At 62.8% G+C, this 11,001-nt stretch carries 10 protein-coding genes and 1 pseudogene; 5 read left to right on the forward strand and 6 right to left on the reverse strand.

Features of this window, described 5'->3' with window-relative positions:
* Together rfbB and Q8N40_RS04325 are read right to left on the reverse strand one after the other, a co-directional pair.
* A complete protein-coding gene (rfbB, locus tag Q8N40_RS04320; protein ID WP_305710926.1) occupies positions 1-1,113 on the reverse strand; it encodes a dTDP-glucose 4,6-dehydratase in 1,113 nt (370 codons plus the stop codon).
* Positions 1,114-1,409: 296 nt separating this feature from the next.
* The gene (locus Q8N40_RS04325; RefSeq protein WP_305710927.1) at positions 1,410-1,835 is read right to left on the reverse strand and encodes a hypothetical protein; all 426 of its coding nucleotides are present in this window, start codon (positions 1,833-1,835) and stop codon (positions 1,410-1,412) included.
* Here Q8N40_RS04325 and Q8N40_RS04330 point away from each other — a divergent pair.
* On the forward strand, positions 1,819-2,967 hold the full coding sequence (locus Q8N40_RS04330; RefSeq protein ID WP_305710928.1) for an O-antigen ligase: 1,149 nt from the start codon (positions 1,819-1,821) through the stop codon (positions 2,965-2,967). The two genes, Q8N40_RS04325 and Q8N40_RS04330, sit on opposite strands and share 17 nt — an antisense overlap.
* A 13-nt stretch (positions 2,968-2,980) precedes the next feature.
* On the opposite strand, the gene Q8N40_RS04335 is transcribed toward Q8N40_RS04330, so the two are convergent.
* Complete coding sequence (locus Q8N40_RS04335) at positions 2,981-4,270, reverse strand: hypothetical protein (RefSeq protein ID WP_305710929.1); 1,290 nt, start codon at positions 4,268-4,270, stop codon at positions 2,981-2,983.
* A 357-nt stretch (positions 4,271-4,627) separates the two neighbouring features.
* On the opposite strand from Q8N40_RS04335, the gene Q8N40_RS04340 reads away from it, so the two are divergent.
* From Q8N40_RS04340 to Q8N40_RS04350, 3 genes are read left to right on the forward strand one after another with little or no spacing between them, the layout of a single operon-like run.
* Positions 4,628-5,689: a Gfo/Idh/MocA family protein gene (locus Q8N40_RS04340; protein WP_305710930.1), complete on the forward strand. Its 1,062-nt coding sequence runs from the start codon at positions 4,628-4,630 to the stop codon at positions 5,687-5,689.
* The gene (locus Q8N40_RS04345; protein ID WP_305710931.1) at positions 5,686-6,153 is read left to right on the forward strand and encodes an acyltransferase; all 468 of its coding nucleotides are present in this window, start codon (positions 5,686-5,688) and stop codon (positions 6,151-6,153) included. The genes Q8N40_RS04340 and Q8N40_RS04345 overlap by 4 nt, the downstream gene beginning before the upstream one ends.
* A gap of 12 nt (positions 6,154-6,165) precedes the next feature.
* A complete protein-coding gene (locus tag Q8N40_RS04350) occupies positions 6,166-7,263 on the forward strand; it encodes a DegT/DnrJ/EryC1/StrS aminotransferase family protein (RefSeq protein WP_305710932.1) in 1,098 nt (365 codons plus the stop codon).
* Positions 7,264-7,287: 24 nt separating this feature from the next.
* On the opposite strand, the gene Q8N40_RS04355 is transcribed toward Q8N40_RS04350, so the two are convergent.
* The gene (locus tag Q8N40_RS04355) at positions 7,288-8,520 is read right to left on the reverse strand and encodes a phenylacetate--CoA ligase family protein (RefSeq protein ID WP_305319481.1); all 1,233 of its coding nucleotides are present in this window, start codon (positions 8,518-8,520) and stop codon (positions 7,288-7,290) included.
* A 104-nt stretch (positions 8,521-8,624) separates the two neighbouring features.
* On the opposite strand from Q8N40_RS04355, the gene Q8N40_RS04360 reads away from it, so the two are divergent.
* Complete coding sequence (locus Q8N40_RS04360; protein ID WP_305710933.1) at positions 8,625-9,776, forward strand: AGE family epimerase/isomerase; 1,152 nt, start codon at positions 8,625-8,627, stop codon at positions 9,774-9,776.
* Positions 9,777-9,788: 12 nt separating this feature from the next.
* Here the strand turns inward: Q8N40_RS04360 and Q8N40_RS04365 are convergent, their stop codons facing one another.
* A complete protein-coding gene (locus Q8N40_RS04365; RefSeq protein ID WP_305319483.1) occupies positions 9,789-10,631 on the reverse strand; it encodes an ABC transporter ATP-binding protein in 843 nt (280 codons plus the stop codon).
* A gap of 208 nt (positions 10,632-10,839) precedes the next feature.
* Positions 10,840-11,001 (reverse strand): annotated as a pseudogene (locus Q8N40_RS04370) (branched-chain amino acid ABC transporter substrate-binding protein); the annotation flags it as partial.

An 11,001-nucleotide genomic window follows, 5' to 3' on the forward strand; every position in this document is an offset into this window, starting at 1 on the left:
CTAGATCGCGATCCTGAAGCCGTAATTCTTGTCGATCCACGTCTTGTAGGCGCCGCTGGTCACCTCGCGCCACCAGTCCTCATGGTCGAGATACCATTGCACGGTCTGGCCGAGGCCGTCATCGAAATCGACGCTGCATCGGTTGCCGAGCTCGCCGGCCAGTTTAGCGGCATCGATGGCATAGCGGTGGTCGTGGCCGGGCCGGTCCGTCACGAAGCTGATCAGCGAGCGGCAGGAATTTCCCGAAGCCGCGGGACAGGACGGAAACCGCGACGCCAGACTGGCATCGGTGGCAAACGCGCGGTCGAGCGTGTCGCAGATCAGGCCGACGACCTCCCGGTTGTTGCGCTCGTTGCCGCCGCCGACATTGTAGGTCTCTCCGATGCGACCGCGCTCGATCACGGCCATCAGCGCCGCGCAATGATCGGATACGTGCAGCCAGTCGCGGACGTTGGAGCCATCGCCGTAGATCGGCAGCGGCTTGCCCTCCAGCGCATGGATGATCATCAGCGGGATCAGTTTTTCCGGATGCTGATAGGAACCGTAATTGTTCGAGCAGTTGGTGATCAGCGCCGGCAGCCGGTAGGTCTCGACATAGGCGCGCACCAGATGGTCGCTCGCCGCCTTGCTCGCGGCGTAAGGCGAATTGGGGCGGTACGGCGAGGATTCCGAAAACGCGGGGTCGGTCAATTGCAGCGAGCCATAGACCTCGTCGGTCGAGACATGGAGAAAGCGGCTGCGGTCGAGCGTTCCGGCCGAACGCCACGCGTCGAGCGCGGCCCTGAGCAGCGTGAAGGTTCCGAGCACGTTGGTTTGCAGGAATGCTTCGGGATCGGCGATCGAGCGATCGACATGCGACTCCGCGGCAAGATGGGCGACGCGGGTGAATTTGTGCTCCTCGAACAGCCGCCGCATCAGCGCAGCATCCCCGATGTCGCCCTTGACGAACAGGATGCTGCGGTTGGCGATCAGCGGTTCGAGACTTCGCAGATTGGCGGCATAGGTCATAGCATCGACGATGACCAGCCGGTCGGCCGGCCGCGCGGCGCGCCATGCGTGAACCAGGTTCTGGCCGATGAAGCCGGCACCGCCGGTGATCAAAACGCTTTGCATCCGAGCCTCTGGGTTGTTTTGCGCCGGCAAGGTGATCCCTCACTGGACGCCGCGGCTTGTCTCGATGTCACGGCGCTGGCCCGGCAAACCTGCGGCCTGCCGCCAGCGGCGAACCCCGTTATATTCGCTGCTTCGGCCGCCGTCACCCGGTGTTATTTCTTGCCGGACATTGTCGCATATCTGTAAATGAATGGGCTATTGCGAGTCGGTTGGACGAAGCGAATACTATTCGTCAGAGTCGTGGGCGGACGACCGATGGCTCTCAAGGTGATCTATTGGTGAATCCGGGCATCCCGTCACAGGCTCGCCAATACGGGATTCATGTTTGTCGGGCAGGAGCCAAGTTGCATGTCTTTGCCCGGGAGCAAGCTTGTTTCGGCAGAGCCTGCCATACAGCCAAACGGCGGCCACGAGCCGCTCGCGTTCCGAGTCGCGTTTTCATGGTTGGTGGCGCCAAACTCCGCACTGGTGCTGTTTCTTGGGTTGATCGGAAACTCCGGTAATTCGGTTCTGCCGGCGCCGACAAGATCAGCGGTGGTCGCGTAGCGCATGCCCGAAGCAACGAGCACAACTCCGCCGCCCTCCGGGATATCCGCCCTCGCGCGCTCGGCGGTGCATTCCCGGTTCTGGCTGCTGTGCGTGGACATATACCCGGTGCTGGTGGCGGCCAGCCTTCCATGGTCGACGACCGGGGTCGCAATCTTCATGGTGATCTGGTTCATCGTGTTGATCCCGACCATCGAGCCCCGGCGGTTCCTCGAGGTACTGAAGGGGCCTGCTTGCTGGCTGCCCGTGGCATTCGTCGGGCTTGCCGTGGTCGGGACGCTGTGGGCGGATGGACCATGGCCCGCACGACTGCAAGGAATCAGCCCGGTGGCGAAGCTGCTGGCGATCCCCTTCCTGATCTATCATTTCGAGCGCTCGCGGCGCGGGTTTTGGGTGCTGGTGGCGTTTCTCGCTTCCTGCGCGCTCCTGATGGGCTTGTCATGGCTCGTGCTGTTCGCGCCCGGCTGGAAAATCGCGGCCACGGAGGTTCCTGGCGTGCCGCTGAAAAACTCCATCAACCAAAGCCAGGAATTCGCGCTCTGCATTTTCGGGCTGGCTCCCCTGGTTCTGGCGTCCTTCAAGCAGCGGCGTCTGGCGCTGGCCGCGGCGTGTGCGGCGTTGATGCTCGCCTTCTTCGCCAACATGATGTTCGTGGTATTGGCGCGCACGGCCCTGCTCTACATGCTGGTACTGACGATCCTGTTTGCCGCTAGGCATCTGGAACGGCGCGCCATGTGGCTGTTGTTCATGGGGGCGGCTGCCATCGCCATCCTGACCTGGTTCACCTCACCCTACTTGCGCGAGCGTGTCGAACGCGTTGGGTTCGAATACCGGGAATACACCGAGGTATTTGAACCGACCTCGACCGGCCAGCGGCTGGAGTACTGGCGCATATCGATCCGGTCCGTTGGCGAAGCTCCCTTGTTTGGCCATGGCACCGGGTCGACCAGGCAGTTGTTCGACAGGGAGGCCGTCGGCAAGACCGGCGCCTGGGCCAATTCGATCACCAATCCGCACAATCAGACCCTGTACGTTGCCCTGCAGTGGGGCGTGCTTGGATGCATCGTGCTCTATGCGATGTGGTATTTTCATCTCCTGCTGTTCCGTGAAGCCGGCTTCGCGGCGTGGATCGGGTTGATTGTCGTTGTTCAGAATATCGTCAGTTCGTTGCTGAATTCGCATCTGTTCGATTTCCACGAAGGGTGGATGTACGTGCTCGGCGTCGGCGTCGCCGGCGGCATGGTCGCGCGGGCGAAAAGAGCCGGCAACGCGCGGTCGCAGGTGAATGATGCGGGTCCCGTGGCGTGACAAGGTGTCGGGATCAGGCCGGCCGGCTCACAGGGGCGGCGGCATAGGTTCCGCGGAGAGGTGGTTCGCTGGCGGCGTGCTGCTGGAATATCGCGCGCGGCGTCAGGTACCAGAGCAGAAAAAGAACCGCTGCCCCGTGGGTCAGCAGCGTGGTCGTCAAGGGCACGTTGAGCAGGATGTGGGCAAATATCGCTCCGGAAACCAGGATAAAGCCGGCTGGCAATCCCGCCGACAGCCGATTGCCCAGCGCGATTACCAGACCGCAGGCGAACACGGCAATCGGCGCGAATAGCAACCCGACCGATGCGATGCCTTCCGTTGCCAACAGCGACGCATTGAAATTGCCGAGCTTGTAGGTCCGCTCCATCAGGATCGAAAGCGGTTCCTGATAGGGGCAGGACATGAAATATTTTGAGAACGAGATCTGGCAAAAATAGGTGAGATCGTGCCTGGAAAAGAAATCAGTGTAGACATCGATCGCGGTCGCCGGAATCGCCATCATTCGATGATTGACGAAAGCAAGGTACAGCGCTGCCTTGGCCCCGAACAGGTAAACCAGAACAAGCCCGGCCAGGATTGGTCCGAGCAGGGAAACGACCACCGCCGTCCTGGCCTCGAACATCCTCGAAAGAACCAGGATGCCAACGAGATAGAAGGGAGTGAAAAGGGCGACCTTGCTGAGGGTGACGGGATACAGACACAGTAGAAGAACGAGAACTGCGCCGGCTCGCCAGTAAGCCCGACGGGCCACGAAACCGGCAAAGGCAAACGGTAGCAATGCGCTCGACACGATCCCGACGAGGTAATTCAGTATCACTGGTGACACGAGCTTGTCGCGGAACTCATAAATGTCCACGACGGCCACCAGCCGGAAATTGTAGGCCGCGCTGAATGCGACGACGGCCACGCCAAAGAGCAGGATTGCCACCAGCAGCCGGTCGAACTGCGTCGCCGTCAAGACGTATCTCTGACGGACCGGCGCCGAGATGAACAGTGCCGGCAACAGGAAAGCAACGGCCGAGGTTGCGGCGGAAAGCCCTCCCAGCCGATGATTATAGTTCAGGTCTGTGAAACAATTCAGCCAGAGATAGCTGAGGACCACCGAGTAAAAATAGAATCCGACGAAGTAACCGAAGCTGAAGCGGGCAAAGGTGAAGAGAAGCGAAACAAGGGCGAAAGATCCCACCGCGAAGAGTGCAATGTGCAATAGCTCCGGACGAAAGAAGATGTGAAACGTCGTCGGATCGAAGGCGATCGGATATTTGTAGTCTGCGCGACGGATCAGGGAAACGCAGCAAACCACGATGTGGAAAAAAAATCAGGCCTCCCAGTTTGAGGCGAACCCGAGCGCGTTGATCATCATTCGCCATACGTCATTCGCAACCAGTTGGGCTGTACCGCTTGCTGAAGCGAGATATCCCAATAGCCGGAAGCGTGCAACCCGCAGTGGTTACAAGCAAAAGCCTCCATGATGCGCCTTCAGCACCGTATGGGAACGGATGCCGGATTTTCATACAAGACAGTCCCACAGAAGTCGAGCAAGCACAAACCCAAGAGTTTACAGCGGCTTCCATTGATGTAGAACACGGGTCTATAATGCGGTCCTGATCCCCCGCCTTCGAATTCTCGCCCCCGCCGTCAATGGCCGAAGGAAGCATTCATGATAAGATTCGGTTTGCTCGGCTGTGGCCGCATCGCAAAGCGCCACTCCGATTTGTTGGGGGGTGGCCATATCGATCGGGCCAGCCTGGTCGCGGTCTGCGATCGGGTTCGCGCGCGGGCCGATGCGATCGCCTCGAAATTCGGCGTTCCCGCGGTTTACGACATCGATGATTTTCTGGCGCGGAAGGATATCGACGCGGTGGCGGTGCTGACGCCGAGCGGCATGCACCCGGAGCACGTCATCGCCTGCGCCAGGGCAGGAAAACACGTCGTCGTCGAAAAGCCGATGGCATTGCGGCTGCAGGATGCCGACGCCATGATCCGCGCCTGCGACGAGGCCGGCGTCAAATTGTTCATCGTCAAGCAGAACCGTTTCAACGTTCCGGTGGTCAAGGCGCGCGAAGCGCTGGATGCCGGCCGGTTCGGACGGCTAATTCTGGGCACGGTGCGCGTGCGCTGGTGCCGGGACCAGGCCTATTACGATCAGGATGATTGGCGCGGCACCTGGGCCTATGATGGCGGTGTGCTCTCAAATCAGGCCAGCCACCACGTCGATATGCTGGAGTGGTTCTTTGGCGACGTCGTCAGCGTGCACGCGCGCGCGACCACCGCGCTGGCGAAAATCGAAACCGAAGACACCGCGGTGGCGACGTTGAAGTTCAAGAACGGCGCGCTGGGCATCATCGAGGCGACCACCGCCGCGCGTCCGACCGACCTCGAAGGCTCGCTGTCGATCCTGGGAGAGGGTGGAACCGTTGAAATCGCCGGCTTTGCCGTCAACCAGATCAGGCATTGGCGGTTTGCCGAGGAATTGGCTTCCGACAAGGACGTGGTCGAAAAATTTTCGGTCAATCCGCCCAACGTCTACGGCTTTGGCCATCAGGCCTACTACCAGCACGTGATCGATTGCCTGATCAACCAGCGTGCCGCACTGGTGGACGGCCTGGAGGGGCGCAAGAGCCTGGAACTGATTTCCGCGCTCTACGAATCGATCGAAACCGGCGAGGAAGTTCCGCTGCATTTCACGCCCCGGCTGTGCCGGCTCGGGGTGGCCTCGTGAACCAGCCGGACCTGCACCATGCGGGCATTCGCGACGTCGAGTTCGGCGTGCGGGTCAAGATCGTGGAGCCATGCAATCTCTACGGCTGCAGGATCGGCGACGATTGCTTTGTCGGGCCGTTTACCGAGATCCAGAAAGGTGCTGCGGTTGGCGCCCGCACTCGCGTGCAGTCGCATGCCTTCATCTGCGAGTTGGTGACGATCGGCGAAGATTGTTTTGTCGGCCATGGCGTGATGTTCATCAACGACACCTTCGCAAGCGGCGGCCCTTCGGGGGGACGCAAGGAGCTTTGGCGCGAGACGGTGATCGGCAACCGGGTTTCGATCGGCTCCAATGCCACCATCATGCCGGTGCGGATCGCCGACGATGTCGTGATCGGGGCGGGCTCGGTGGTAACAAGGGACATCACCGCTGCCGGCACCTACGCGGGCAACCCTGCACGCCGGCTTGATCAGCGCAAATAAGGAAGACGATCGATGTCGGTACCGTTTGCGGATTTGCAACTGCAATACCAGACTATCAAGAGCGAGATCGATGGCGCGATCGCCGCCGTCATCAGGGACAATGCATTCATTCGCGGTCCCTATGTCGACGCGTTCGAGCGCGAATTCGCCGCCGTGGCGGAGGTCGGGCACTGCGTGTCCTGCGCCAACGGCACCGATGCGCTGTATCTCGCCATGGCCGCGCTGAAGGTTGCGCCCGGCGACGAGGTCATCACCACGGCGCATTCCTGGATCTCGACGTCGGCGATGATCACCCACGCCGGCGGCAGCGTGGTGTTCGCGGACACCGACGACGCCACCTTCACGATCGATCCCGCGGCGATCGAGGCCGCGATCACGCCACGGACGGTCGGGATCATTCCGGTGCATCTGTACGGACAGCCGGCCGACATGGACGCGATCATGGCGATCGCGCGCAAGCACAAGCTCTGGGTGATCGAGGATTGCGCTCAGGCGCATCTGGCGCGTTACAAGGGCCAGCAGATCGGCACTTTCGGCAATGCCGCGACCTATTCGTTTTATCCGGGCAAGAATCTGGGTGCGATGGGCGACGCCGGCGCGGTCGTCACCAATGACGGCGCGCTCGCCGAGCACATGACGATGCTGGCCCGTCATGGCGGCCTGGTGAAGCACCAACATCACATCGAAGGCGTCAACAGCCGGCTCGACGGCATGCAGGCGGCGATCCTGTCGGCGAAGCTGCCGCATCTGCCCGACTGGACCCGGGCGCGCCAGGATGCCGCGAAGATTTACGACGCCGGCCTCAACCAGATCGAGGATGTCGTGGTCCCTCAGATTGCTGTCGGCCGCGACCACGTCTATCACCTCTATACCATCCAGCATCCGTGCCGCGACGCGCTGGCGGCGCATCTCAACGCCAACGGCGTGCAGACCGCGATCAACTATCCGACCGCGTTGCCGTTTCTCGCCGCCTACAGCCGGCTCGACGCCCGCCCCGAGCAGTTTCCCAATGCGCATCGCGCGCAGGGCAGGATCCTGTCGCTGCCGATGTTCGCCGAGATCACGCCGGAGCAGCAGAACGAAGTGATCGAGCTTGTTCGCAAGTTTTGAGTCTGCCACCGCCGGCGGCAACGATCACGCCGGCTTGCGCTCGTCGGCAATGACCTTGCCGTCGTTGGGAAGCAATCCCGGGCCGACCAGTTCGACCTGGCCGCCGAGCTTTGCCACCGCGCGCAGCGTCGCGGCGATCTCGCCTTGAAGCTCGCCGCTGGGCGACGCGCATTCGCATCTGAGCGTCATCACGTCGGCCTCGGCCTCGCGGCTCACGACGAGACGCAGCCGGCCCAGTTCCGGATGACGCTTGCCGATCTCGGCGATCTGCTCGGGCCGCACGAACATGCCCTTGACCTTGGTGGTCTGGTCGGCGCGGCCCATCCAGCCCTTGATCCGCATGTTGCTCCGGCCGCACGGGCTCGGGCCTGGCAATGCTGCGGTGAGATCGCCGATCGCCAGCCGGATCCAGGGGTGATGGGGATCAAGCGTGGTCACCACGATTTCGCCGACGTCGCCTGGCGCGACCGGATCGCCGGTGCCGGGCCGCACGATTTCCATGATCAGCTCCTCGTTGACCACCATGCCCTCGTGCGACGCGGTCTCGAAGGCGATCAGGCCGAGATCGGCGGTGCCGAAGGCCTGGTAGGCATCGACCCCGCGCGATTTGATCTCCTGCTGCAGCGATGCCGGGAATGCCGCCCCCGACACCAGCGCGCGCCTGATCGAGGAGACGTCGCGCCCGGCGCTTGCGGCGGCATCGAGCAGGATCTTGAGGAAATCCGGGGTGCCGCTGTAGCCGACCGGCCGATAGGCCTCGATCAGCTCGAATTGCGCCTCGGTATTGCCGGGACCGGCAGGGATCACCGCGCAACCGAGCGCGCGCGCCGAGGCATCGAAGATGAAGCCGCCAGGCGTCAAATGATAGCTGAAGGTGTTCAGCACCACGTCGCCCGGCCGGAAGCCCGCGGCGTAGAGCGCCCGGGCGCCGCGCCATGGGTCGGCGTGGGTAGCCTCCGGCTCGAAAATCGGGCCGGGCGATGTAAACAGCCGCCCAAAGGAGCCTGGAGCGACCGAGACGAGGCCGCCGAACGGCGGGGAGGATTTGTGCAGGGCAGGGAGATCGGATTTGCGCAGCAGCGGCAGCCCGGCCAGCGCCGCCCGGCTGGTGACGCCGGCGGGATCGATACCCCGGAGACGTTCGGCATAGGCCGGCGCCGCCATCGCCTTGCGCAGCACCTCCGGTAACCGCGAAAACAGCTCGGCCTCGCGCGCGGCGGGCGGCCGTGTCTCGAGGGCGTCGTAGTGGTCGGTCATGGCTGGTCCTGTGTGTTCGAGCCAATTGCACACCGCCTTGCACGTGGTATCAGACGGCGGCGACCGGGGTGGGAGTTGCCCCAAAAGACGGATTGGCTGACGGAATGGCTGAGGGACAAACCGCCGCGGCAGAGGATTCGCTCGATATTGTCGCGAAACTGAAGTTGCGCATGATCGACCACGCGTTGCCGCTGTGGTCGCAGCAAGGCTGGGATCCGGCAACCGGCGGCTTCATCGACCGGCTGGATCAGGACGGCCGCGCCGATCTTCTGGCACCCCGCCGCGTTCTGGTGCAGGCCCGGCAGATCTATTGCTTCGCCAAGGCAGCCCAAATGGGCTGGTATCCCGAAGGTCGCGCCATCGCGCTCAAGGGCCTCGATCATCTCTTGACCAGGGCGAAGGCCCCCGACGGCCGTCCGGGCTTCGTCCACGTGCTGGCGCCCGATGGTGCGGTTCTGGACCCGCTTCGCGACACCTATGACCATGCATTCGTGCTGCTGGCGCTCGCCAGCGTTTATGCGCTCGATCGCGACGCCCAGATACGCGCCGAAATCGACGCGCTGCTGTCGTTCCTGGATTCTCATTTGCGCTCGCCGCATGGCGGCTTTCTGGAGGGATTGCCGGCGTCGATGCCGCGCCGGCAGAACCCGCACATGCACCTGTTTGAAGCCATGATCGCGACGTTCGATGCGACCCATGAGCCTGTGTTCCAGAACCGCGCCGGTGACTTTTTCGCGCTGTTCGTCGCCAACCTCTACGACAGGCAAAAACGCGTGCTGGGCGAATATTTCGAGGAGGACTGGTCGAGGATCGAGCCGGTCAGCGTCGAGCCCGGTCATCAGGCGGAGTGGGTCTGGCTGCTCAAGGGATTCGAACGCATCACGGGCTGCCCGACGGGGCGTCCTCGCGGAGAATTGCTCGCCACCATGCTGCGTTATCGCGACGAGGCCACCGGCTGCCTGGTCGACGAGGGTGACGCCGAGGGCAACATCCGAAAGCATACAAGGCGTCTGTGGCCGCAGACCGAGATGGCCAAGGCGTGGATCGCGCAGGCCGAAGCGGGCGAGGCCGGTGCCGCGGATGAAGCGCGCATGGCGCTGGCGCGGCTCGAGCGGCATTATCTTCGACACCCCGTCGCCGGCGGCTGGTACGACCAGTTCGATCGCGACGGTGCGTCGCTGGTCGCCACGATCCCTGCGTCTTCGTTCTATCATGTCCTCAGCGCGGTTGCGGAAGCCGAGCAGGTGCTCGGCTGAGCACCCGCGGCATCACAGCCACCGCTTCCTTCGCTTGAAGCTCTTCAGGTTCTTGAAACTCTTGCGCTGGTCGCCGGCGCCGCCGAGGTAGAATTCCTTGACGTCTTCATTGTCGCGCAGCTCGGCAGCCGAGCCGTCGAGCACGACCTTGCCCTGTTCCATGATGTAGCCGTGGCTCGCGACCGAGAGGGCGGCGCGGGCGTTCTGCTCCACCAGAAGGATAGTGACGCCGAGATCGCGATTGATCTTGCTGATGATTCCGAAAACTTCCTTGACCAGCAGCGGCGACAGTCCCATCGACGGCTCGTCCATCAGGATCACCTTCGGGCGCGCCATCAACGCGCGGCCGATCGCCAGCATCTGCTGCTCGCCGCCGGAGAGATAGCCCGCGAGGCCGGTGCGCTCCTTCAGGCGGGGGAAATACTCGAATACCCGATCGATGTCGGCGCCGATCTCGTTGTCGCTGCGGGTGTAGGCGCCGAGTTTCAGATTTTCGATCGAGGTCATGTCGGCGATGACGCGGCGGCCCTCCATCACCTGGAAGATGCCGCGGCGGACGATCTTGTCGGGATCGATGCCGTTGATGCGCTCGCCGTTGAAAACGATCTCGCCGCGGGTGACCTCGCCGTCTTCGGTCTTGAGCAATCCGGAGATCGCTTTCAGCGTGGTCGACTTGCCGGCGCCGTTGGCGCCGAGCAGCGCCACGATGGCGCCCTGCGGCACCTCGAGGCTCAGTCCGCGCAGCACCAGGATGACGTCGTCATAGACCACCTCGATGTTGCGCACGCTGAGCAGCGGAGCAATGGCAGGCGCCGCCGCTTTTGGCGGGCGATCGATTTCGGTTGTTTCGGTCATGCCGTGATCCTGACGTCGTCAACAGAATGCGCGCTACGTATTACTCACTGCGTTCGTACCACCCACCGTTGTCATCACCCGCGAATGCGGGTGATCCAGTATTCCGGAGGCGCCTGCGTTCGACCGAGGGCCGCGGCGTACCGGATCCCCGCCTTCGCGAGGGATGACTGCGGAGTGTGTTGAGCCGTCCCGCAGGACGGTTCCTATCTTACCAGCCGAGCCATTCGGTCTTGCGCGGCAGGTCGATGGTCTTCACCTTCTCGAGCTTGATGCCGCCGTTCTTGACGAGATCGTTGAGCGGCGCATCGGTCGCTCCCGTGATCTTCATGCGATACAGGTCGACCTTGAGCGTGCCGCGATGGTCCTTGTC

The organism is Bradyrhizobium sp., assembly GCF_030693485.1.
Classification (GTDB): domain Bacteria; phylum Pseudomonadota; class Alphaproteobacteria; order Rhizobiales; family Xanthobacteraceae; genus Bradyrhizobium.

Bases quoted from the DNA above. Each gene is read 5' to 3' on its own strand.
- rfbB (WP_305710926.1), bottom strand. From the start codon at position 1,113: ATGCAAAGCGTTTTGATCACCGGCGGTGCCGGCTTCATCGGCCAGAAC.
- Q8N40_RS04325 (WP_305710927.1), bottom strand. From the start codon at position 1,835: ATGAACCAGATCACCATGAAGATTGCGACCCCGGTCGTCGACCATGGA.
- Q8N40_RS04340 (WP_305710930.1), top strand. From the start codon at position 4,628: ATGATAAGATTCGGTTTGCTCGGCTGTGGCCGCATCGCAAAGCGCCAC.
- Q8N40_RS04360 (WP_305710933.1), top strand. From the start codon at position 8,625: ATGGCTGAGGGACAAACCGCCGCGGCAGAGGATTCGCTCGATATTGTC.
- Q8N40_RS04355 (WP_305319481.1), bottom strand. From the start codon at position 8,520: ATGACCGACCACTACGACGCCCTCGAGACACGGCCGCCCGCCGCGCGC.
- Q8N40_RS04330 (WP_305710928.1), top strand. From the start codon at position 1,819: ATGGTGATCTGGTTCATCGTGTTGATCCCGACCATCGAGCCCCGGCGG.
- Q8N40_RS04350 (WP_305710932.1), top strand. From the start codon at position 6,166: ATGTCGGTACCGTTTGCGGATTTGCAACTGCAATACCAGACTATCAAG.
- Q8N40_RS04365 (WP_305319483.1), bottom strand. From the start codon at position 10,631: ATGACCGAAACAACCGAAATCGATCGCCCGCCAAAAGCGGCGGCGCCT.